Source organism: Streptomyces sp. NPDC021100 (genome assembly GCF_044333095.1).
Classification (GTDB): domain Bacteria; phylum Actinomycetota; class Actinomycetes; order Streptomycetales; family Streptomycetaceae; genus Streptomyces.
Genome location: NZ_JBIRQH010000019.1, coordinates 130,119 through 151,489, shown reverse-complemented (window position 1 = coordinate 151,489; position 21,371 = coordinate 130,119). Strand labels below are relative to the sequence as shown.

General features: G+C 71.8%; 21 protein-coding genes. 7 read left to right on the top strand and 14 right to left on the bottom strand.

What is annotated here, in order from left to right; genetic code table 11:
- Nucleotides 1-39: 39 nt before the first annotated feature.
- From ACH4PU_RS28635 to ACH4PU_RS28610, 6 genes are all read right to left on the bottom strand, one after another.
- Nucleotides 40-1,572 carry a type VI secretion protein gene (locus ACH4PU_RS28635; protein WP_398278074.1) on the bottom strand — a complete coding sequence of 511 codons (1,533 nt, stop codon included), beginning with the start codon at nt 1,570-1,572 and terminating at the stop codon, nt 40-42.
- Nucleotides 1,573-1,574: 2 nt separating this feature from the next.
- Nucleotides 1,575-2,996 carry an ATP-binding protein gene (locus ACH4PU_RS28630; protein WP_398278071.1) on the bottom strand — a complete coding sequence of 474 codons (1,422 nt, stop codon included), beginning with the start codon at nt 2,994-2,996 and terminating at the stop codon, nt 1,575-1,577.
- 117 nt (nt 2,997-3,113) lie between these two features.
- Nucleotides 3,114-4,667 (bottom strand): SCO6880 family protein, encoded by a 1,554-nt coding sequence (locus ACH4PU_RS28625; RefSeq protein ID WP_398278119.1) that lies wholly within the window; start codon nt 4,665-4,667, stop codon nt 3,114-3,116.
- A 2-nt stretch (nt 4,668-4,669) separates the two neighbouring features.
- Complete coding sequence (locus ACH4PU_RS28620) at nt 4,670-6,037, bottom strand: hypothetical protein (protein WP_398278068.1); 1,368 nt, start codon at nt 6,035-6,037, stop codon at nt 4,670-4,672.
- A complete protein-coding gene (locus ACH4PU_RS28615; RefSeq protein WP_398278065.1) occupies nt 6,027-6,899 on the bottom strand; it encodes a hypothetical protein in 873 nt (290 codons plus the stop codon). The genes ACH4PU_RS28620 and ACH4PU_RS28615 overlap by 11 nt, the downstream gene beginning before the upstream one ends.
- Nucleotides 6,900-7,138: 239 nt before the next feature.
- Nucleotides 7,139-7,447, bottom strand: a complete 309-nt coding sequence (locus tag ACH4PU_RS28610; protein ID WP_004955155.1) for a hypothetical protein — start codon at nt 7,445-7,447, stop codon at nt 7,139-7,141.
- A 402-nt stretch (nt 7,448-7,849) separates the two neighbouring features.
- On the opposite strand from ACH4PU_RS28610, the gene ACH4PU_RS28605 reads away from it, so the two are divergent.
- Nucleotides 7,850-9,352, top strand: coding sequence for a serine/threonine-protein kinase (locus ACH4PU_RS28605; protein ID WP_398278061.1), 1,503 nt, complete (start codon nt 7,850-7,852; stop codon nt 9,350-9,352).
- Nucleotides 9,353-9,392: 40 nt separating this feature from the next.
- On the opposite strand, the gene ACH4PU_RS28600 is transcribed toward ACH4PU_RS28605, so the two are convergent.
- The 3 genes from ACH4PU_RS28600 to ACH4PU_RS28590 form a co-directional block, all read right to left on the bottom strand.
- Nucleotides 9,393-9,611: a DUF397 domain-containing protein gene (locus ACH4PU_RS28600; protein ID WP_004955360.1), complete on the bottom strand. Its 219-nt coding sequence runs from the start codon at nt 9,609-9,611 to the stop codon at nt 9,393-9,395.
- Nucleotides 9,612-9,685: 74 nt separating this feature from the next.
- Complete coding sequence (locus ACH4PU_RS28595; RefSeq protein WP_398278057.1) at nt 9,686-10,639, bottom strand: GlxA family transcriptional regulator; 954 nt, start codon at nt 10,637-10,639, stop codon at nt 9,686-9,688.
- Nucleotides 10,636-11,232: a cysteine hydrolase family protein gene (locus ACH4PU_RS28590; RefSeq protein WP_398278054.1), complete on the bottom strand. Its 597-nt coding sequence runs from the start codon at nt 11,230-11,232 to the stop codon at nt 10,636-10,638. Before ACH4PU_RS28590 ends, ACH4PU_RS28595 begins: the two co-directional genes overlap by 4 nt.
- Before the next feature lie 432 nt (nt 11,233-11,664).
- Between ACH4PU_RS28590 and ACH4PU_RS28585 the strand changes: the two genes are divergently transcribed.
- Nucleotides 11,665-12,204 (top strand): DUF3995 domain-containing protein, encoded by a 540-nt coding sequence (locus ACH4PU_RS28585; RefSeq protein WP_398278051.1) that lies wholly within the window; start codon nt 11,665-11,667, stop codon nt 12,202-12,204.
- Between the two features lie 19 nt (nt 12,205-12,223).
- Here the strand turns inward: ACH4PU_RS28585 and ACH4PU_RS28580 are convergent, their stop codons facing one another.
- The 3 genes from ACH4PU_RS28580 to ACH4PU_RS28570 form a co-directional block, all read right to left on the bottom strand.
- Nucleotides 12,224-12,424, bottom strand: a complete 201-nt coding sequence (locus ACH4PU_RS28580) for a DUF397 domain-containing protein (protein WP_398278048.1) — start codon at nt 12,422-12,424, stop codon at nt 12,224-12,226.
- An 83-nt stretch (nt 12,425-12,507) separates the two neighbouring features.
- Entirely contained in the window at nt 12,508-12,726 is a 219-nt protein-coding gene (locus ACH4PU_RS28575) for a DUF397 domain-containing protein (protein ID WP_398278045.1), read from the bottom strand.
- 10 nt (nt 12,727-12,736) lie between these two features.
- The gene (locus ACH4PU_RS28570) at nt 12,737-13,648 is read right to left on the bottom strand and encodes a helix-turn-helix domain-containing protein (RefSeq protein WP_398278042.1); all 912 of its coding nucleotides are present in this window, start codon (nt 13,646-13,648) and stop codon (nt 12,737-12,739) included.
- A gap of 213 nt (nt 13,649-13,861) precedes the next feature.
- Here ACH4PU_RS28570 and ACH4PU_RS28565 point away from each other — a divergent pair, with 213 nt between their 5' ends.
- From ACH4PU_RS28565 to ACH4PU_RS28550, 4 genes are all read left to right on the top strand, one after another.
- Nucleotides 13,862-14,317: an ATP-binding protein gene (locus ACH4PU_RS28565; protein WP_398278039.1), complete on the top strand. Its 456-nt coding sequence runs from the start codon at nt 13,862-13,864 to the stop codon at nt 14,315-14,317.
- Nucleotides 14,318-14,403: 86 nt separating this feature from the next.
- Entirely contained in the window at nt 14,404-16,182 is a 1,779-nt protein-coding gene (locus ACH4PU_RS28560; protein WP_398278036.1) for a serine/threonine-protein kinase, read from the top strand.
- 150 nt (nt 16,183-16,332) lie between these two features.
- Nucleotides 16,333-17,337, top strand: coding sequence for an NlpC/P60 family protein (locus tag ACH4PU_RS28555; RefSeq protein WP_398278033.1), 1,005 nt, complete (start codon nt 16,333-16,335; stop codon nt 17,335-17,337).
- Nucleotides 17,338-17,528: 191 nt separating this feature from the next.
- A complete protein-coding gene (locus tag ACH4PU_RS28550) occupies nt 17,529-18,263 on the top strand; it encodes a phosphatase PAP2 family protein (RefSeq protein ID WP_398278029.1) in 735 nt (244 codons plus the stop codon).
- A gap of 64 nt (nt 18,264-18,327) precedes the next feature.
- Here the strand turns inward: ACH4PU_RS28550 and ACH4PU_RS28545 are convergent, their stop codons facing one another.
- Together ACH4PU_RS28545 and ACH4PU_RS28540 are read right to left on the bottom strand one after the other, a co-directional pair.
- On the bottom strand, nt 18,328-19,887 hold the full coding sequence (locus ACH4PU_RS28545) for an FAD-binding oxidoreductase (protein ID WP_398278026.1): 1,560 nt from the start codon (nt 19,885-19,887) through the stop codon (nt 18,328-18,330).
- A 101-nt stretch (nt 19,888-19,988) separates the two neighbouring features.
- A complete protein-coding gene (locus ACH4PU_RS28540) occupies nt 19,989-20,180 on the bottom strand; it encodes a hypothetical protein (protein ID WP_398278023.1) in 192 nt (63 codons plus the stop codon).
- A gap of 121 nt (nt 20,181-20,301) precedes the next feature.
- On the opposite strand from ACH4PU_RS28540, the gene ACH4PU_RS28535 reads away from it, so the two are divergent.
- Nucleotides 20,302-21,279: a hypothetical protein gene (locus ACH4PU_RS28535; RefSeq protein ID WP_398278020.1), complete on the top strand. Its 978-nt coding sequence runs from the start codon at nt 20,302-20,304 to the stop codon at nt 21,277-21,279.
- Nucleotides 21,280-21,371 lie beyond the last annotated feature (92 nt).

The following is a 21,371-nucleotide window of genomic DNA, read 5'->3' as shown; positions in this document are numbered from 1 at the left end:
CCGTGAGCCGGTGGGTGAGTGATCGGCACGGCCGGCCCGTCAGCCCGTCAGCGTGCGGCGGGGCCAGCGGGTGCGGGCCTGTTCCTCGGAGCGCATCAGGGCCAGGGTGGGCATGCCGAGTTCGGCGCCGTCTTCCAGGAGGTCCGGGAGGGCGGGCAGCGGGGCGACGGCCGCCACGTCGTCCAGGACCAGGGTGAGTGGTGGGTCGAGCCGACCGGAAGGTGACCGTTCGGCCACGCCCCGGCCGCGCTCGACCACGTTCGCGGCGAGTGCGGTCAGCAAGGGCATCGCACCCGGGCGGGTGCGCGGATCCTCAATCGCCTCACCCACCACGTAGAGCGTTCCCATCTCCGCGGCGAATGATTCCAGCGCGAGCACATCCGACCGATTTGGATTGCACGCGTCGCGGATGTGGACCGAAGACAGCGCATTGAGGGCGCGCGCCGTCAACTCCTGGGCCATGTCTCTTCGTTCCGGGTGGCCGGTCAGCGCGGACTCCAGTTCGCCCGCCGCACCGGCCGCCGCCTTGGGGCTGGTGCGGAGGATCCGTACGGGCTCGTGGGCCGAGGCGCCCTGGGCCCAGCGGTGCACCTGCCGGAACGGGCGGCCGTCCACGGCCGCGGCGTGCAGCCAGCAGCCGAGCAGCGTCTCCGCCGTCTCGGCGGTCAGCGAGTCCAGGGCGCTCAACGGGCGGACGGGCGCGAGGAGCGCGTTCGCGCGGGCGGCGGCCGTGGTGCGCGACTCGCAGCCGGCGGACGGGTTCCAGCGGAGCCGGTCGGGGGTGTCGAGGAGGTGCCCGGGGTCGAAGACGCGGACCGGGCCGAGCTTCGCGCGGGAGTCCTTCGTCTCCGCCCACAGTTCGGGGTCGCTGGTGGTGACCAGCACCGGCCCGGCGGCCTCCAGGATCGCCCGGGCCGCGGCGGAGCGCCGGTCGGTGCCGTAGACGAGGCGTGGGGGCGTGGCGGGCGAGCGGGGTGAAGGGACGTGTGGGGGGCGGTCGTTCGTGGGGGTGGCCGGCTCCGGCGGGGACGGTTCCGTCGCCGGGGCCGGCCGCGCTGTCGACGGCCGGGGCTCCGGCGACGTGGGTGCCTCGGTGGCCGTGGGTGCGGTCGGTGCCGGGGGTACGGCCGTGGGGGGACCCGCCGCGGGTGCCTCCTCCGCGGGCCCCGGGCCGCCGCCCACCGCGCGTACCGCCGCGTCCCGCCGGGCCCGTCGGACGCGGCGCCGGCGGGCCAGCGTGCCGAGTGCGAACACCAGCAGCACCACGGACACCAGCGCCTCGCTGATCGCCATGCCCCAGAACAGCCCGTACCCCGACAGTTCGTCCGGCGGGGTGTCCGGCCAGGCGGCGGACAGGTCGCGCGGGTCGGACATCAGGTGCCGCAGAGCCAGGGGAGTGCGGGTGAGGGTGACGGCCTCGGGCCAGCCGCCGTGCGCGAAGAAGCCCGCCAGGCCCGTCGCCGACCACAGCAGCACCGTTATCCCCAGCAGGAAGGCGAAGGCGCCGACCAGCAGGCCGTCCGGTACCCCGCCGGTGCCCCGCTCGCCCGGGGGCCGCGAACCCTGCGCCACGGTCAGGCCACCGTCGACCGGGGCGTCGTGCCGTACACCTCGTCCGGGTCGGGATACCGTTCGCGCGCCGCGGCCGCGCGGTCCGCCGCCGTCCGTTCGGGGGCCGGGCCGCGGTCGAGGACGCCGTCCTCGGTCATGGCGCGGTCGGTGTAGACGAGCGGGCGTTCGGCGTCCGTGATCAGGTGTTTGACGACCTGGACGTTGCCGTTGACGTCCCAGACGGCGATGCCCGGGGTGAGGGTCGGGATGATCTCCATGGCCCAGCGGGGGAGGCCGAGGACCCGGCCGGTGGCGCGGGCCTCGTCCGTCTTCTGGGCGTAGATCGTCCGGGTGGAGGCCATCTTGAGGATGGCCGCCGCCTCCTTGGCGGCCGCGCCGTCGACGACGTCGGAGAGGTGGTGCACCACGGCGACGAACGACAGGCCGAGCCGGCGGCCGAACTTCAGCAGCCGCTGGAAGAGCTGGGCGACGAAGGGGGAGTTGATGATGTGCCAGGCTTCCTCGACGAGGAAGATGCGCTTCTTGCGGTCGGGCCGGATCCAGGTGTGTTCGAGCCAGACGCCGACGATCGCCATGAGGATGGGCATGGCGATGGAGTTGCGGTCGATGTGGGAGAGGTCGAAGACGATCAGCGGGGCGTCGAGGTCGATGCCGGCGGTCGTCGGTCCGTCGAACATGCCGCGCAGGTCGCCGTCGACCAGGCGGTCGAGGACGAGCGCGACGTCCAGGCCCCAGGCGCGCACGTCGTCTATGTCGACGTTCATGGACTCCGCCGACTCGGCCTCCGGATGGCGGAGTTGTTCGACGATGTCCGTCAGCACCGGTTGCCGGTCGGTCACCGACTCGTTGACGTAGGCGTGGGCGACCTTGAGCGCGAAACCCGAGCGTTCGTCGAGGCCGCGGCCCATGGCCACCTCGATGATCGTGCGCAGCAGGGCGAGCTGGCCGGTGGTGGTGATGGACGGGTCGAGCGGGTTGAGCCGGATGCCGCCGTCGAGGGCGGACATGGGGTCGAGCCGGATCGGGGTTATGCCGAGCTGCTGGGCGATGAGGTTCCACTCGCCGACGCCGTCCTCGCCCTGCGCGTCGAGGACGACGACCTGCCGGTCGCGGAACCGGAGCTGCCGCAGGACGTACGTCTTCTCCAGCGCCGACTTGCCGTTGCCGGACTCTCCGAGGACCAGCCAGTGCGGCGCGGGCAGTTGCTGGCCGTACAGCTGGAACGGGTCGTAGATGTAGCCCTTGCCGGAGTACACCTCGCGCCCGATGATCACGCCCGAGTCGCCCAGGCCGGGCGCCGCGGTGGGCAGGTAGACGGCCTGCGCCTGCCCGGTGGAGGTGCGGACGGGCAGGCGGGTCGTCTCCACCTTCCCGAAGAGGAAGCTGGTGAAGGCGTTGGTGATGGCGGAGAGCGGATCGAGCACGGCGGTCGCCCCTAGGTCTAGCGTCGTCTGCGGCGTCTGGCGTTCATGGGCCGGTCGTGCCGGTGGTGCTGGTGGTGCCGGTTCTGCCGGTCTTACCGGTTCTTCCGGGCATGCCGGTCATCGCCGGATGCCGGTCGCGAACGGCAGCGTGTTGACGAAGGCCCGGTGGTGCTCGCGGTCGCACCACTCCAGCTTCAGGTAGCTCTTGCCGGCCGACGCTCTTATGGTCCGCTTGTCGCGGGCCAGTTCCTCGGGGGAGCGGGACGAGACGGTGATGTAGCCGACGAGGTTGACGCCGGCGGCGCCGCTGGCCAGGTCCTCGCCGCGCTGGTCGACGCGGGAGTGGTGGGCGACGTCGCGCGGGTCGACGACGCGGTTCATCTTGGCGGCGCGGGAGGCGTCGGCGTCGTCGTTGGTCTTCTCGGTCAGCATCCGCTCGATGGCGACGTCCGTGGGTTCCAGGTCCATGCAGACGGCGACGGTGCGGATGACGTCCGGGGTGTGGACGAGCAGCGGGGCGAGGAAGTTGACGCCCACCGGGGTCATCGGCCACTCCTTGATCCACGCGGTGGCGTGGCACCACGGCTCGCGCGTCGACGACTCGCGGGTCTTCGCCTGGAGGTACGTCGGCTGCAGGGCGTCGAGTTCGGCGGGCCATGCGTTGCGCTGGGTCATGGCCTGGATGTGGTCGATGGGGTGGTCGGGGTCGTACATGGAGTGCACGAGGGACGACAGCCGGCTCTGGCCGAGCGGCTGCCGGACGCGGATGTCGGCCTCGGCGAGCCGGGCGCAGATGTCCGTCAGCTCGCGGGCCATGACGACGGCGAGGCCGCCGTCCCGGTCGAGCTTCCGCTTGCCGCCGCCGTGCCGGGAGGCGCGGGCGATGGCCTGGGCCTCGGCGGAGAGGTCGCGGGTGTAGTGCATGCACGCGACGAGGTAGGCGCGGTGCTGCTCGGAGGAGGTGGAGACCATCGACTGGAGCTGGTCGTAGGACTCCTTGAGCCACTCCGGCGACCTGTCGTCGCCGCGCCGCTCGACGTCCTTGGCGTGCGCGTCGGGGTCGGCGGGCAGGGTGCGGGCCAGCATCTGGAGGCGGGTGACGTAGCCGTCCCCGTTGGCGACGTGCTTGAGCAGCGTGCCGAACCGTTCGACCAGGGCCTCCTGGTCCTCCGAGTCGCGCAGGCCCACGCCGGGGCCCTCGATCTCGATCGCGGCGGTGACGGTACGGCGGTCGGCGTGCAGCAGGACGGCGATCTCGTCCGGGCCGAAGGGGGCCGACAGCCAGTTGATCCGGCCGATGCCGGGCGGCGGGCCGACCTCGACCTCGCGTCCGTCGAGCCGGGTGCCGGCCTCGACGGCGGCGGAGCGGTAGGTGACGCCGCGGCGCAGGGCGCGCTTGTAGCTGCGGTTGATTTCAAACCATTTGTAGAAGGTGCGCTGCTTGTACGGCACGTAGACGGCGGCGAGCGCGAGCGCGGGGAAGCCGGTGAGCGTGAGGATCCGCAGCGGCAGGATGGGGACCAGCAGGCCGCACATCATGCCGAGGAAGGCCCCCGCGATGATCAGTCCGATCTCACCGGTCTCCCGGTTCTTGCCGACGACCGCGTTGGGGCGGGCCCGGCCGATCAGATACGTACGGCGGGCCGCGACCGGCGGGGACTGCGCCTCGATCGTCAACTCCGCTCACCTCCAGAGGTATTGCCGTTGTTCTGTGCCCGCGGTGCCGGGGCGGCTCCGCCTGGGGTGCCGCCGCCGGGTGCGCCGCCGCCCGTGCTCGGGGGGCGGCGGGCGCTGTGGGCGGCGACGCCGCCGGAGAGGGGGTTGGCGGGACGGGCGGCCTGGGCGCCGCCCCCGCCCCCGCCGCCGCGGGCGCTGTGGGTGGTGATGCCCTGCTTGACCAGGGTGGCGGGGGAGGAGATCACGGCCGCCGCCTGGCGGGACGCGGCGTCCCGGCTGGCGTTGCGGCTGCTGATGATCTCGTCGCCGAAGCCGGGGACGAAGCGGTAGATCATCGCGCTGGAGAAGATGGCGAGGATGATGATCGCCAGGCCGGACACGACGGCGGAGAGCTCCTTCGGGCCCTGCCCGGAGGAGAGCGCTCCGGCGAGCGCCAGCACGATCACGATGATCGGCTTCACCAGGATCACCGCGATCATGATGCCCGCCCAGCGGCGGACGTGCCCCCACATGTTCTTGTCGACGAGCCCCGAATAGACCGCCGTGCCGAGCAGCGCGCCCGCGTAGAGCAGCGCGGCCCTGATCACCAGCTCCAGCCAGAGCACGCCGGCGGCGAGGACGGAGACGAGAGAGACGACGATCAGCATGATCGGTCCGCCGCCGATGCCGTTGCCTTGCTTGAGCGCTTGCGAGAACGCGCTGAAGAACTGGTCGTTCTTCGCGCCGGTGCCCGAGGCGATGGCCTCCGTCACGGCGTCCGTGGCTTGTACGACGGTGTAGAGGATGAGGGGGGTGAAGGCGGAGGCCAGCACCGTCAGCCACAGGAAGCCCACCGCTTCCGTCACGGCCTCGGTGAACGGCACGCCGCGCACGGCGCGTTTGGCGACGGCCAGGAGCCAGAGGACGAGGGTCAGGATCGTCGACGCGGCGAAGACGACGGCGTACTGGCGGAGGAAGGTGCTGTTCGTGAAGTCCACGTTGCTCGTGTTCTTCACGGCTTCCGACAGCTTCTCGACCGTCCACTGGGCCGCTTCGGCGCAGCCTTTGGCCAGGGCGGCGGCGGGGTCTAGGGCGGTGGCGGTGTCGGGGGGGCTTTTGGCCTTGTCGGGATTGGATTGGCAGTACTGGCGGGCCGGGCCGACGATCAGGTCGCAGGAGTCCTTCACCGACGAGCTGGGGCTCGGCGTCACGGTCGCGCCCGGCGAAGGCGATGTGCTTCCTCCGGGTGTCGGACGCGCGGTGGTCCCGGGAGTCGGCGTGGGCGTCGGTGCCGCCATGGCACGGCTCGCCAGCAGCACCACGGTTGTTTGGACGCCGGCCAGGACGGCAGCGAGCGTCACGGCACGGCGGGGCCTAACGGGCATAGGTGAACGCTCCGTATTGCTCGACTGCCTTGGAGATCTCGTCCGCCGGCGAGGCGGGCTTGTCCCCGTTGACGGGTGCGGGACCGCTCTTCTGCGAGAAGGAATCGGCCTTCCAATCACCATCGACCCAGCGCAGGGCGATCGTCATCGTGAACCAGTCATTGGCCACGGGGTTCGTCGAACCGACACCCGCCGTGCCGTATACACCGGTGCACCACACTTCGACGGAAGCGTTGGAGGAGCTGTACTCGGTGACCTTGGTGCCCACGGGCATCGTCCGGGACACGTAGGTCATGCCCTTGGCGGCCTCTCCCTGCTCGTTCAGGCCGAGTTTGCCGAGGAAGTCCTTCGAGTAAGTCCTGTCGAACTTGCTCTGCAGATCGGCGACCTTGTCACCGGCGAAGACCTTGGGGATGATCTCGTGACGCCGGTCGGGCTTCACGATGTCCGCCGAGACCAGGGCCACCGCGAAATTCGCCGCCGCCGACTGAGCCCCCTGCTCGTCGTGCGCGAACCCCGACGGGATCCCCCCGCTCTTCCCGTCCACCGGCTTCACCCCCGACGGCGCCGTCGCGCTGCTGCCGCCCTTCGCCGAGTTCCCGTTGTCGCCGTCCGACGAGGACTTGTCACCGCCGCGGTTGGCGAAGGCGATGGCGGCGACGAGGAGGACGACCACCGCGACGATGGTGATGAGGTTCCGGCTGGGGCGTACCGGGCGGCGTTGGGGGGCGTAGGGGTCGACCTCGCCCTCGGGGAGCCGGGTGCGGGTCAGGTGGTGGTCGTCGGCGTCGTACCCGCCGTAACCCCCGCCGTCGCCGCCGGAGCCCTGACCGCTTCGGTAGCCGTCGTCACCGAGACTCATCGCGTGCCTGCTCCCTCATGCGTCGTCGCGGGCCTGCCGCCATGAGACGACGGTAGCGGTGCGGACGGTTTCCGGGGGGAGGGCGTGAGGGAGTGAGGGGGCATCAGGAAGCAGCCTTGGGTGGGGGGACCCGCGGGTGAGCGGGTTCGCGCGGGGTGGAGACGCCGTACGGGCGCGCCGGGGTCAGGGGCGCGCCGGGTGTCCGCCGGCCGGGGCGGCCGGGTCCGGCGGACGCCGGATCACACGGCCATGCCGTAGACGATCGTGAACAGCGTGCCGAGCGAGCCGATGATGAACACACCGGTCAGGCCCGCGACGATGAGCCCCTTGCCCTGTTCCGCGCTGAAGGTGTCGCGGAGTGCCGTCGCGCCGATGCGCTGCTTCGCCGCGCCCCAGATCGCGATGGCGAGGCAGAGCAGGATCGATACGGCCATGATGACCTCGATCATTACCCGGGCCTCCCGGCCCAGGCTGCCGAAAGGCCCCCAGTTTGGGGCGATTCCGCCGATAATGGTGTTGATGTCGCCTTTTCCGGCTGCCAAGAACATTCGTAACTCACCGCCCCTAGAGGGTAGTTGTGCCGCCTCTGCCGCACGGCAAAGGTCGGTACCTATCTTCGCTGACGATGCCGCACTTGCATGTCGACTTGGCGGCATTTTTTGATGGAACCCGCATATGCCTGCGGCATCTTCGGCCGGTGCGGCCACTCGGCCCGCCGGCCGTTGTCAGTGGGTAGCCCTATGGTGACTCTGTGTATCACGCATGCCCACGGCGGGCAATGGGCGTGAGGGCAGGGGGTGTACGGATGTTCGGGGAACCGTTGGTGTGGTCGGTAGGCTGTGGGGGCCGCTCTCGCACGCGCCGCAGGGGGCGGTCGCGGGGCCGGTTGATCGCGTTCATCGCACTCATCGCATGGTTCGTGGGGTGCGTCGAGTTCAAGGGTGGTAGGGGTGCTGGTTGCCGAACGCTACCGGCTGGGGGAGCTGCTCGGCCGGGGCGGAATGGGCGAAGTCTGGCGCGGCCAGGACGAGGTGCTGGGCCGTCAGGTCGCCGTCAAGCTGCTCCTTGGCGACGACGGAGACGACTCCGCCGCCCAGCGCTTCCGGCTGGAGGCCCAGACGGCGGCCCGGCTGAATCACCCTCAAGTGGTGTCGGTCTACGACTTCGGATCTTGGGACGGCCGCTTCTATCTGGTGATGGAGCTGGTGAACGGCCCCAGCCTGGCCCAGCAGCTGGCCGCGCGCGGCCCGCTCTCGCCCGCCGGGGTCGCCGACGTCGCGGCGCAGGCCGCGGCGGGGCTGGCGGCCGCCCACCAGCAAGGGGTCGTCCACCGGGACGTGAAGCCGGGCAACCTCATGCTGGACCGCAGCGGCACGGTGAAGATCGGCGACTTCGGCATCGCCCGCTTCGTCGACGAGACGTCGGCCGGGCTGACCCGGGCCGGGCAGATCGTCGGTACGAGCACCTACCTCGCGCCCGAGCGTGCGCTGGGGCGCGTGGCGGGCCCGGCGTCGGACGTCTACGCGCTGGGGTGCGTTCTCTACCACTTGTTGGTCGGGCAGCCACCGTTCTGGGCCGAGAGCCCCACCGCGCTCCTCTACCTCCATGTCGACACCCCGCCGGCGCCGCCGCGGCAGCACCGGCCCGACGTGTCGCAGGCCCTGGACGGCTACCTGCTGCGCATGCTCGCCAAGGAGCCGGAGGAGCGGCCCTCGGCGCGGGAGGTGGCCGACTGGTTCGCGAGCGGTGCCTGGCGGAGCGATCGGCAGCCGCCGGTCCAGGCGCGGCCGCCGCTGTCCGCCGGGGTGCCCGTGGGCGCGGCGTTCTCGCCGCCGCCGGTGCCGTCCTCCCCGCCGTACGCGCCTCCGTCGTACGCGCCCCCGCCCCCGGCAGGTCCGGTGGGGCCGGTCGCGGGGCCTGCGCCGGGCATGCCCGGGGCCGGCCACGACCCGATGCTCCACCAGGAGAGCGTGACGACGTACGCCCTCCCCGGCTCTCCGGCGACGCGCTCGACCCCCGCCCTGACCGGGCACCGCCGCGCCGACGCCGGCCGGGGCAGGGCCGGGCACGGAACGCGCGGCGGCAAGGGCCTGCGCAGTCCGAAGGCCGTGGCCGGTGCGGTGGCGGGAGTGGTGGCCTTCGCCGTGGCGGCGGTCATCGGGGCGTCGCTGTTCGCCTCCGACGGCGGTGACGACAACGGGGTCCGCCCGGGCGGCGGGCAGACCGGGGAGATGAGCGAGGGGCTGCCGCAGGACGGCGGTGCCGCGGACACGACCCGGCATGTGTCGCCTGCCGCCACGCCTTCGCACGCGTCGCGGGGTGACGGGAGCGAGAAGAAGAAGGGGAAGAAGGATCACCGCGGCTCGACCCGGCACGATCGCCACGGCAATGGCGCGGACGAAGGGGACGGCGGGGACGGTGGGGACGGTGGGGATGAAGGGGGCGACGACTGACGGCGGGGACGACGGCTGACGGCGGGCGTCGCCCGGGTGATCAGACGTCCTCGACGAAGTGGTCGAACTCACCGGCCCGCACGCCGAGGACGAACGCCTCCCACTTGCGTTCCGTGGTGATGACGACCTTCTCCGGAGTGAGGTTCTCGCGGAGGTAGACCTGTCCCTCGCCGTCGAACGCGACCTCGAGGTACGTGGTGTCCGTCGGGTCGTCGGTGGCCGGGATCCAGTTCAGACCGTCCGGTACGCGCTGCGGCACGATGTCCCCACCCTCTCGTTCCTGTTGCGACGCTGACGTCCGCTCACCATAGAGGAGTGGGGAAAGGGGGAGGGCTACCGGAGGCCGGCCGGTTCGCGGTCTCCGGCGGGAGCGGGGCAGGCCTGCGCCCGGCCCCTGAGCCGGCGGAGCATCCGGGCGTCCTGGAAGCCTACGGCGCGGGCCGCCGATTCCACCGTCGAGCCCTGGGCGATGAGGTGTTCGGCGTGCTCGACGCGCAGCTCCTGCTGGTACCGCAGGGGCGTCAGCCCGGTGGCGTGAGTGAAGTGACGGGTGAGGGAGCGCTCGCTGAGTCCGACGGACGAGGCCAGGTCGGAGAGGCGGAGGACGGAGGTGTAGCGGGAGTCGATGAGGTCCTGCGCGTGGTGGACCGCATCGCTGAGGTGCGCGCGGTGCCGCAGCATCGCGCTGTGCTGCTGGTCGTCGCCGTTCCGCCGGGCGAAGACGACCATCTCCCGGGCGACCCGCGCCGCGGTCGCCGCGCCGTGCCGGAGGGCGACGAGATGGAGGGCGAGGTCGATGCCGCTGGCGATCCCCGCGGACGTGATCAACCGCCCGTCGGTCACGTACAGCACGTCCCGCACCACCTGCGCCTTCGGGTAGCGCCGCGCCAGGGCGTCCTGGACGTCGTGGTGCGTGGTGCAGCGCCGGCCGTCCAGGAGGCCGGCGCGGCCCAGGGCGTCCGCGCCCGCGCAGATGCTGGCCACCGTGCCGCCGGCGTCGTGGTGTTCGACGAGCCGGTCGAGCAGCGCCCGGGGGATGTCCACGTGCTCCCGGAGGCCCTTGGTGCGCCAGCCCGGGACCACGACGAGATCGTCGGGCGTCAGCGCCGGCCACTCGGTACCGGCGCGCAAAGTGATGCCCTGGGCCGTGGGGACGTCTTCCCGCTCGCTCACGTACGTGATCCCGTAGGGGTGCCCGAGGTCGTCGGCCGTCGAGAAGACCTGGGCGGGGCCCGCGAGGTCCAGCAGGTGGAGTCGCGGCACGAGCAGGAAGACGACGCGGGTCACGATCCGGTCAGCTCCTCGGTCAGTTCGTCGACGGTGGCGATCCGCGCGAACCGGCCCGCCAGGACGTACTCGGTCCGGGCCACGATCGCGTCGGTCTGCAGCGTACGCGGGTCCGCGAGGATCTCCTCCAGCGAGCGGCCCTCCGGGGCGTCCGGGTGCTCGATCGGGTGCGTGGCCGTTGCGTCCGTCACGAACGTCACGTCGTACCCGAGGTCCGACGCCACCCGGGCCGTCGTCTCGCAGCACTGCTCCGTGCGGATACCGGTGATCAGGACCTCGCGGACGCCCTGCTGGGTGAGGTACTGCTGGAGGTTGGTGGTGGTGAAGGCGTTGTGCGACGACTTGACGAGCACGGGCTCGCCCTCCGCCGGCTCCAGCCCCTCGATCGGCCGGTTGAAGCCGCGCTCGGGGTCGAAGACGGTGCCGGTGCCCGGCTCGGAGTGCAGGATCCACACGACCCCCTCGCCCTTGGCCCGCTGGGCCGCCAGCAGGCGGTTGATCTTCTCGACGACGTCGGGGTTGTGGGTGGCGGCCCAGTTGGCCCGCTGCCGGAAGGACTCCTGGACGTCGATCACGATGAGTGCGCTGTTCATGGCTTCATCCTGCGGCGCGGGAGCCTGCCGGCTGAAGGCTTGATCGGGCCCCGACCCGGAACGATCCAGTCACGCGGTGCCGGTGCCGCTGCCGGTGCGGGAGCCCGGCGGACGGTCGCGGGTGCGGCGCCTCAGCGCCTCAGCGCCTCAGCGCCTCAGCGCCTCAGCGCCTCAGCGCCTCAGCGCCTCAGCGCCTCAGCGCCTCAGCGCCTCAGCGCCTCAGCGCATCGGCCGGCAGGCCGCAGGGCCTCGCGGCCGGTCCTTGTCGCCGTGCGTCCCGTGCCGCGCGGACACGGTCTCAAGCGGCCGTCCCGGCTCGCCACTGCGCCCATGTGCCCCGCCTCGCGGAGGAGGTCCGCTCCCCCTGACGGGGGAGCGGGACCGTCCGCCCGGACGATCCGCCCGGCACGCCCGCCCGGCGAAGGTGGACCCATGAACCCCACGGGCCCCAACCCCCACGCCACCGTCCGCCGGACAACCCGACTTCCCCAGCCGCTCCTTCGGGCCTCCGCCTACGCAGCCGCCGCCTGGGCTATCGCGTTCTCCCTGGTCCACCTGTACTGGCTCTTCGACGGCCGGATCGGCCTGCCGGCCGGTCTCTCCGTGCGCGGCAACACCGCGCTCCTCGTCATCGACGTCCTCGCCGTCCCGGTTTGCGCCGTGGCCGCCGCGCTGGCCCTGGCGCTCGTCCGGCCCTGGGGCACACGCTTGCCGGCCGGACCGCTCACCGTCCTCCTCTGGGGGACCACCGCACTGCTGCTTTTCCACGCCATGCCGTCCGTTCCCGACTGGGCGGCCCTGGCCGTCGGTGCTCGTACGGCTTCCGACCTCGACGCGATGAGCAGGTTCGCGACCTTCCTGTACGAGCCGTTCTTCATGGCCGGCGGGCTGCTTTTCGCCCTCGCCTGCCTCGGCCGCCGAGCAGGGCGCCCGGAGGGCGCGTTCGATCTCCGGAGCGCGAACGTGAGCTGAAAGCGCCTCGGCCGCGGCACTAACGGTCGGCGTGTAGACGCCCGTTCCGGATCAGGGCGAGGAGGGAGCGGAGCGCGGTGGGGGTGAGGGCGAGGACGGTTCCGGGCTCGTTGCTCTCACGGAGGCGGAGGGTGCTGGCTCCGAGTGCGGCAACCTCCAGGCAGTCGCCGTTGCCGCCGGTACTGCTGAAACTCGACTTCTGCCAGGGGGCCGCTCGCATGGGGCACCTCTCAGGGGCCCAGCACGTGGTGGGCAGGGCTCAGCGAGCCTCTTCCCGTAGGGAACGCGGCTGCTCTATCGGGGTCAAGGGTGGCGTGGAGATCGTCTGTCGGCGTCGAGCCTCCCGCAGCAGGCCATCGCGAAGAGGGAACGCAGGGCGGTGGGGGTGAGGGCGAGGACGGTTTTGGGGTCCTCGCTCTCGCGGAGGTAGAGGATTCCGGGTTCGAGGGCCGCCACTTCCACACAGTCCTGGTTGCCTATGCCGCTGCTGAAGCTCGACTTCCTCCAAGGGGAACCTGACACGTGTCTGTCCTCACAGGGCGTAAAGCAGATGCTGGATGAGCCCGAACGAGTCTTGTTCGGCGTAGGACTTGCGTTCGGTAGGGAGAGTAATAGGCGGCAACGCTGCCGAGGCCAGCCGTTCGAACGCCTGCGTGTACTGGGCCAGATGTGCCTCATGCGTGAGGAACGAGGACGACACCGGGTGCTCGACGTAGACCGTGTTCAGCTCAGGGACCACAGCCTGAAACACGATGAACGGGATCCCAGGGAGAGCGGCAGACAGCGTCGCCTGGAAGGGGAGGAGTTGGACGGTCACATTGGGCAGTTGAGCGACATCCACGAGATGGAGTAGCTGGTCACGCATGACCTCTCTCGGTACGAAACGCATGTGCATGGCCGTCTCATGGATCACGGCGTGATAGCTGGCCGATCCATCGGCCAGCACGCGTTGCCGACGCAATCGGAACTCGATGTACTTGTCCACTCGCTCGGCGCTCGCCTGATCTTCTCCGCTCTGGATCAGTGCCCGTGTGTATTCCGCGCTTTGGAGCAGCCCCGGCATGTATAGCCACTGGAACTGGCGTTGGGCAACGGCAGCAGATTCCAGCTCGGCCAGGTCGCGGGCGTGCACGCTGTGGCTCTGCTTGAAGTCCGCCCACCAGCCGCGGCCCGTGGCTCGGTTCATCTCGATGAGGGCTTCGCGGTAGGGATGGCTGGTGCAACCGTAGAGCGTCAGCAAGGTGCACAGCTTGTCCTCGGGAATAGCTGTTCTACCGGTCTCGATGTGGCTCATGTGGGCGCGCCCGAGCCCGGCGTGGCTGCCCGCCTCGGTGGCGGACAGGCCGCTGGCTTCGCGCAGCTTGCGCAGCTCCTCGCCCAAGCGGCGCTGGCGTTGGCTCGGGTTGGCGCGTAGGCCCATGGGTTCGTTCCCCTTCGCGATCACGCGAAGTCTGCCGTCCAGGACGGGGGTTGGTCCACTCGTTGGGGCGAATGTGGGCGATCTAGTTGAGCTAGCTAAACCTCGTCCTCTAGCTTCGTCGCGACCGCCCTTCCCGCCGCCGTAAGCCGGAAGCGCACCGTCGAGCGGAGCCGCGCGCGTCGACGGCACTGCCACCGCAGGAGACGGACGGGCACCGGTGAACCCAAGGAGTCACGCATGTGTCCCATCACCACCCTGGCCCCGGCCGCCGACCCGCATCCGCACCTCCGTCCTCGTACCGACTTCACCCTCGCGTTCCCGCCCGCACCCGCGTGGGTGGGGGTCGCGCGGGAGGCCGTGCGGACGGCGGTCGGGGACATCCACACGTCGGAGCTGACGGAGATGGCCATGCTGCTGACGTCCGAGCTGGTCACCAATGCGATCGACGCCTGTCGCCGTGCCGGATGCCCGGCGCAGGTCGGGGTGCATGTGGAGTGGGCGACGGGTGGGGTGCGGGTGCTGGTGAGGGATGACGCGCCGGGGCTGCCGGTGCCGGCCCGGCGGTGGGAGCCGGACGAGCGGCCGGAGCGCGGCAACGGCATGCTGATCGTCGGGGCGTGCGCGACGGACTGGGGGGTGTGCCGGCACGGTCCGGGGACCGGGAAGACGGTCTGGTTCCAGCTCGGTTCCTGACAAGGGCCGGACGCCGTGTGTGATCTTCGTCCACGGTGCTCTCCCGGACCCTCCCGGGCCGCCCCGCCTGTGGCAGAGTCTGGCCCGTGGATCCCCTGCGCCCTCACGACCCCCCGGCCATCGGCCCGCACACGCTCCTCGCCCGGCTCGGCAGCGGCGGCATGGGACAGGTGTACCTGGGCAGGTCGCCCGGCGGCCGGCAGTTGGCGATCAAGGTGATCCGGGAGGACTTCGCCCAGTCCGGCGACGCGGCGGCGCGCTTCCGGCGCGAGGTGGAGACGGTACGGGCGGTGCGCAGCGCGTACACGGCCAACCTGGTGGACGCCGCACTGGAGACGGCGCCGTACTGGCTGGCCACCGAGTACGTGCCGGGCCCGACGCTGACACGGGTGACGGTCGAGCGGGGACCGCTGCCGCCGGAGACGTGCTTCCGGCTGTTCGCGGCGCTCGCGGAGGCGCTGGCGCAGGTGCACGAGCACGGGATCACTCACCGTGACCTCAAGCCGCACAACATCATCCTGTCGCCGGTCGGCCCGAAGCTGATCGATTTCGGGATCGCGCGGGGCGCGGAGCAGACGGCTCTCACGCGGACCGGTGTCGCGGCCGGTACGCCTGGTTACACCGCGCCCGAGGTCATCACGCGGAACGAAGTGACGTTCGCCGCCGATGTGTTCGCGCTCGGCGCGACGATCGCCTGCGCGGCGACGGGCCGGCCGCCGTACGGCGAGGGTTCGCTGGAGTCCGTCGTCTACCGGGTCGTGCACGGGGAGGTCGACGTCGACGGGGTCGAGCCCCGGCTGGCCGAGCTCGTCCGGGCCTGCACGGCGGCGGACCCGGGCGCGCGGCCGGCCCTCTCCGAGGTGATCGGGCGGTGCGGGGTGACGTCGTCGCTCGTCGACGACCCGGTGTACGGCGCGTTCGCCGGGCTCGGGGAACGGGCTCCGGAGGATGTTCCGGCGGCGATGGCGGCCGGCCTGATACCTCAGCGGCCCGTGGGGGCCGCGTACACGCCCACGTACGCCCCGACGTACGTACCGCCGCAGGCTCCCGAGCCGCCGCGGCGCCGGTCCCGGCGGGGGCTGTGGATCGGCGCGGCGGCGGGCTCCGTGGCGCTCGGGGTCGCCATCGGGCTCGTGGTCGCCCTGCCGGACGACGGCGACCGCGCAGCGCGGACCGGCGCGGCCGGTGGCGGCCCGTCCGGGCAGCCGGCCGCCGTGTCCTCCGGGCTGCCCGCCGGCACCCCGGCTCCTGCCGGGAAGCCGGGCGGTGCGCCCCAGGGCTCCGCGTCCGCGAGTGCCGCGCCCACGAGTGCCGCACCGCCCGCGGGGCCGCGGGAGGAGCCGAAATACATCGAGGCCACGAATCCGAACCGCGACTTCTGGAGTCCGGCCGGCGGATCCGGCATGGGCAGTTGCAACATGCCGTCCGAGGAGCGGAGCGAGTACTTCCAGGCGTCGATCCCGGCTATCGCCAACCCGGCCGAGGGGCCGGTGGTGACCGCCGACGGCGGGGGGATCTCCTTCCGCCTCAAGTACGCGGATCCGAAGCTGGAAAGGCCGTATTACGTGTCGGTGGCGGTGAAACCGCCGCACGAGATCGATCCCGGGACCGGTAAGGCGTCCAAGTTCACCAACCTCGGTATGGGGTACACCAGCACCCCCGTCGACCTGTTCGCCAGTGGCGACCCGACGAAGGACGTCGAGTTGAAGTACCCGGACGACTTCCGGGTCATGCAGGACGGCAGGCCCTACGCCAAGGCCGCCCCGTTCCACGCCGACCCGGGTGACTGGACGGTGATCTTCTATCACGTCAAGGGGCCGAAGGAGTACGCCAGCGTGATGTGCCGGGGATTCACGGTGCGGTAGCGTTCGGGCCGCCCTCCGTGCGCGACGCCGCACGCACCGGCTCACGCTCGGTCGCACCGGCCGGGGCGAACGCGCTCCCCCGCTCTGTACCTTCGGCCAAAGCCTTGCGAACCGCGGGTATATGACGCCGCGCTGGGGGAGTATTGCCGGGTGCGTAAGTGGTGGATGGGCATCGGTATCGGTATCGGGCTGGGCATGAGCCTCCTCGGGCTGCTGTTCTTCGCGACGTTCACCATTGCCGGCAACATCGCGGGTGGCGCCCGGGGCGCCGTGGGCCTGGCCAAGGGCGCGGTTCCCGTGGAGTACCAACCATTGATCGAGAAATGGGGCAATCTCTGCCCCGCGATCTCGCCGCCGCTGCTCGCGGCGCAGCTCTACACCGAGAGCAACTGGAATCCGAAAGCGCGGAGTCCCGCCGGTGCGCTGGGGATCGCCCAGTTCATCCCCGAGACGTGGGCTCAGTACGGGGTGGACGCCAACGGCGATGGAAACCGGGATATATGGGAACCGGCCGACGCCATCGCGTCGGCCGCCACCTACGACTGCGCCCTGGCGCGGGACGTCAAGGGCATTCCGGGCGACGCCACGAACAACATGCTGGCCGCGTACAACGCCGGTGCCTACCGCGTCATCAAGGCCGCGGGCGTCCCCGCGATCTCCGAGACCCAGGGCTACGTCAGATCCATCCGCGACCTCGAGAAGAGCTTCGCCCGCCCCGTAGGCCGCGTAGCCCCCTCGCAGCAGGCGGCAGGGGCCATCTACTTCGCTCAGGAGCAGCTGGGGAAGCCGTACCTGTGGGGCGGGGAGGGGACCGCGGCGGACGGGGGGCGGTTCGACTGTTCGGGGCTGACGAAGGCGGCTTACGCGTCCGTCGGGATCGAGTTGCCGCGCGTCGCGAACGACCAGTGGAACGCCGGGCCGCACCCGAAGCGGGATGAGCTGATGCCGGGGGACCTCGTCTTCTTCGCGCACAATCTGAACGACCCGCGTTCGATCCATCACGTGGGGTTGTACGTGGGCGGGGGTTACATGATCAACGCGCCGCACACGGGGGCCGTGAACCGGTTCGACAAAATCGACACGCCGGATTACATCGGTGCCACGCGCGTGACGGATGCGGGGGCGAAGGCGTTGCCCAGGGCGAACGGCGTGTGAACCCTGGGCCTCCTGCTCCGCCCCTGGTCACCCTTGGATAACGTCCTGGTGATCATTGAGTGGAGAGCGGAACGCCGGGTCGGATGGGCGCGTTCCATGGGGGTGGGCGAGCCGCGCCTCACCATGGGCGCACGGACCACGGGGGTTTGGCAGCTGCACCGAGCTACAGGCGACAGATAAGGGGGCACCACATGCCCGGACACGAGGCGGTCCATCCCCTGGCGGAGGCCAAGGGAGGCTCGTCGGGCCCCGACGTCAGCCTGCTGTACGACATCAACGGGCTGGCCAAGGACGCCCCGGGCTGGCTCGACCACACGATGGAGTTCGTCGGCGAGTACGGAATCGTCGTCGGGCTCGGCTTACTGATGGTCTGTGCGTGGTGGAGCGTGCGCCGCGGCCCGGACGCCTCCGGTGGTGTCGCCGCGCTGCTGTGGGCGCCCCTGGCGGCGGGCCTGGCGCTGCTCGTCAACGTGCCGATCCGCGGCTTCGTCCGGCGGCCCCGGCCGTTCCTGGAGCACCAGGGGCTCGACGTGCTGGTCAAGGGCAAGACGGACTTCTCGTTCGTCAGCGACCACGCCACGCTGACGATGGCGTTGGGCGTCGGACTGTTCGTGGCGCACCGCAGGTACGGGCTGATCGGCATCGGCCTCGCGTTCCTGGAGGGCTTCTGCCGGGTCTTCATGGGGGTGCACTACCCCACGGACGTGATCGGCGGTCTGGCGCTCGGCACGGCCGTGGTGCTGCTGCTGGCGCCGCTCGCGATGATGCTGCTGACGCCGCTGGCCGGGTGGGTGGCCGCGTCGCGGGCCGGGTGGCTCGTACGGTCACGGAGCGCGCCCGCGCCGGTCGTCGTCGCGGAGGAGTCGGACGGCGGCGAGGTCACGGGACGTCAGCCGCAGCGGCATGACAAGGGGTTGGCCGCGTAGACGGCACGTACGCGCTCGGCCCCGGCCTCCTGAAGAAGAACAGGAGACCGGGGCCGAGCGCGTACTACAGCGCCTGCGGGAAGCTGAACACCCGCTGCGGGTCGTACTGCCGCTTCAGCTTCGTCAGGCGGTCCGCCGCGTCGCCGTAGTACGCCGTGCGCCAGTCCTTCAGGCCCGCGTCCGCGTAGTTCTGGTAGGCGGCGCCGGACGCGTACCGGCGCATCGCCGTGTGGACGCCGTCCAGCCAGGCGACCTGCGGGCCGCCGGACGCCGTGGTCCCCCACGAGGTGAGGTACTGGGCCAGGAACCGCGAGCGGCGGTGGACGAACGCCGTGTCCAGCGGCTTGACGCGGTTGACCGCGCCGCCGAGTGCCGTCAGCTGGATGGATCCGCCGCCGCCCCCGCCCTTGCGGCCGAAGCGTTCGGTCTGGTCGAGGAGGGTGCGGATGCCGGCCGCGCTGAGCGAGCGGTCGTAGAAGTCGGAGCGCGCCGCGTACGTCTCGCGGCCGAGCTTGCCGGCCTTGTCGCGGCCGGGGGTGCGGCCCGGGAGGTGGGACTGGGCGAGGGTGAGGTCGGCGCAGCCGGCGTAACGGCGCATGCTGTCCAGGTACGGGCGGCTGCGCACCGAGATGCTCGCCTTGCCGCCGCCGACCTTGGCGGCCAGCTTGTCCAGCGCGTTGGCGAGGCCGCTCTTGGAGCCGAGGGAGAAGGCGGCGACGGCGATGTGCGGGGTGCGGCCGGGGGTGACGGAGAGGTCGCAGGCGGACCAGATCTCGTCCGGCTGGCTCGGACCCCACTCCTGCCAGGCGCGGAGGACGTCGGCGGCCTTGGCCCACGGCCAGGAGACGTAGCCGGTCACGCCGTCGCCCACCCGGCGGGTGCGGAAGCGGAGTTCGGTGACCACGCCGAAGTTGCCGTTGCCGGCGCCGCGCAGGGCCCAGAAGAGGTCGGGGTTGCGCTTGGCGTCGCACTCGACGGTCTTGCCGTCGGCGGTGACGAGGGTGGCGCCGGTGAGGCTGTCGCAGGTCAGACCGTACGCCCGGGAGAGGACGCCGTGGCCGCCGCCGAGGGTGAGGCCGGAGACGCCGACCGTGGGGCAGGAGCCCGCGGGGATGGTGACGCCGCTCGCCGCCAGGCCGGTGTAGACGTCGATGAGCTTGGCGCCGGCGCCGATGACGGCGGAGGACGAGGTGGGGGTGCGGATGGTCCTCAGCCGCGAGACGTCGAGGACGAGCCGCCCGTCGCCGCTCGACCACCCCGCGTAGCTGTGGCCGCCGTTGCGTATGGACACCGGTATGGAGAAGCGGCGGGCGAAGGAGAGGCAGGCGGCTATGTCCTGGGTGCCCGCGACGTAGGCGACGCCGGCCGGGCGCTGCCCGTCGTAACGGGTGTTGTAGAGCTGGCGGGCGGTGCCGTAGTCGGCGTCGTCGGGGCGCACGATGCCGCCCTTGAGGCCCTTGCCCAGGGCCGTCCAGTCGGCGGCCCGCACCTTGGCGGAGCGCGCGGTGGTGCGAGCCGCCGTGGTGGCCGGGGCCGCGGTCGCCGTGCCGCCCGTGAGGGCGGGCGCCGCCCAGGCCGCCGCCGTCAGTCCCGTCGCCGCCGTCAGCAGTGTGCGCCTGTCCATGGTGCGTTCGCCCCCGTTGTTCCCGTGTGCCCTGATCCCCGTTCCGACGTAAGGAACAGATGATCAGGGCGGGGGAACGGTTCCAGGGCAGGGGCGAGGGGTCAGTGACCGGTCTGTGCCAGATGCCCGTCTGCGTCGGTGCGGGCCTGGGAACGGGCCCGGCGGGCCGGGCCGAGCCAGCCGCAGGTGCAGCGGGCCGAGCAGAAGGCGCCGCGTTCGCTGGTGCTGACGTGGTGTTCGGCGGTGGGGGCCGGGGGCTGCGCGGAGTGCCGCGCCGGGTGCGTCTCGGACACACCACCAAGCTACCGGCCGGACCGGCCCCCGTCCGCCGCCTTCCGCGACCGTGACGGCGGCCCGGACGCGGTCGTTGGAAGAGAACAGGTTCCACCAGCGCACGGCAGGGAGCTGACGGTCATGGCGGTGCAGGGGCACGGACGCAGGGCCGCGGTGGCCACGGCGGTGGCGGGCGGCCTCGCCCTCGGTCTGCTGGTGACCGGCTGCGCCGAACCGGAACCGGGCGGGGAGGCGCGGGAGGCCCTCGGCGGCGGGCACGGCGGGGTGCTGCGGGCGGTGCGGACGGCCGACGAGGCCCGGCCGGGGCGGGCCGCCGAGGCGCTGCGCGGGGTGCGGGAGGCCCTGGCCGCGGCGGGCGGCGCCCGCGTCCGTACGGTCATGGAGACGGAGAGCGGCGGGACGCGGCTGACGATCCGGGGTGCCGGGGCCTACGACTTCGCGCGGCCGGCCGGGAGACTGACGGTGCTGGTGCCCGAGGACGCCCGGGGGGACGCCGAGCACCGGCCGATCACCGAGGTGTTCACGCCGGGCGCGCTGTACATGAAGAACCGGGGCGCGGGCGTCCCCGCGGACAAGTGGGTCCGCCTCGAAACGGGCACCCTCGCCGACGGCGACCTCCTCACCAGCGGCGCGACGGACCCGCTCGCGGCGGCCGAACTGCTCGGGGGCGCGCGGGAGGTGACCTGGACGCGCGACGAGGGCGTGGACGGCGTCCCCGTACGGCATTACCGGGGGAAGGTCGACCTGGCGGAGGCGGCGCGCCGGGCCCCGGCCCGTGACCGGGCGGCGCTGGCCGCGGCGGCGAAAGGGTTCTCCTCGGGGACCGTCGACTTCGACGCCTTCCTCGACGACGCGGGCCGGGCGCGGATGCTGCGCTACCGGTTCAGCGTCCGGGAGGACGCGGAACGGGGGAAAGCGGAGCGGGGGAAAGGGGCGGAGGGCGGTGCTTCTCCGGGCCGTACGGCCGCCCCCGCCGCCGGTGCGCCGATGACCGTGGTCTCCACGGTCGAACTCACCTCGTTCGGATTCGCGCCCGACATCCGCCTCCCGGCTCCCGCCGATATTTATGCGGGGACGGTCGCCTCACCCCGCAAATAGCGGAGCCGGGCCTGGTTGGCCATGGAAATGGTCCTTCTGTGCCATGCGCGGCGTGTGTACCGATCACTAATCTGGAAACCGGACCCTCGTAA

Coding starts and splice junctions, on each gene's coding strand:
- ACH4PU_RS28620 (WP_398278068.1), bottom strand. CDS start 6,037: ATGCCCGTTAGGCCCCGCCGTGCCGTGACGCTCGCTGCCGTCCTGGCC.
- ACH4PU_RS28615 (WP_398278065.1), bottom strand. CDS start 6,899: ATGAGTCTCGGTGACGACGGCTACCGAAGCGGTCAGGGCTCCGGCGGC.
- ACH4PU_RS28610 (WP_004955155.1), bottom strand. CDS start 7,447: ATGTTCTTGGCAGCCGGAAAAGGCGACATCAACACCATTATCGGCGGA.
- ACH4PU_RS28590 (WP_398278054.1), bottom strand. CDS start 11,232: ATGAACAGCGCACTCATCGTGATCGACGTCCAGGAGTCCTTCCGGCAG.
- ACH4PU_RS28585 (WP_398278051.1), top strand. CDS start 11,665: ATGAACCCCACGGGCCCCAACCCCCACGCCACCGTCCGCCGGACAACC.
- ACH4PU_RS28580 (WP_398278048.1), bottom strand. CDS start 12,424: ATGCGAGCGGCCCCCTGGCAGAAGTCGAGTTTCAGCAGTACCGGCGGC.
- ACH4PU_RS28565 (WP_398278039.1), top strand. CDS start 13,862: ATGTGTCCCATCACCACCCTGGCCCCGGCCGCCGACCCGCATCCGCAC.
- ACH4PU_RS28550 (WP_398278029.1), top strand. CDS start 17,529: ATGCCCGGACACGAGGCGGTCCATCCCCTGGCGGAGGCCAAGGGAGGC.
- ACH4PU_RS28545 (WP_398278026.1), bottom strand. CDS start 19,887: ATGGACAGGCGCACACTGCTGACGGCGGCGACGGGACTGACGGCGGCG.
- ACH4PU_RS28535 (WP_398278020.1), top strand. CDS start 20,302: ATGGCGGTGCAGGGGCACGGACGCAGGGCCGCGGTGGCCACGGCGGTG.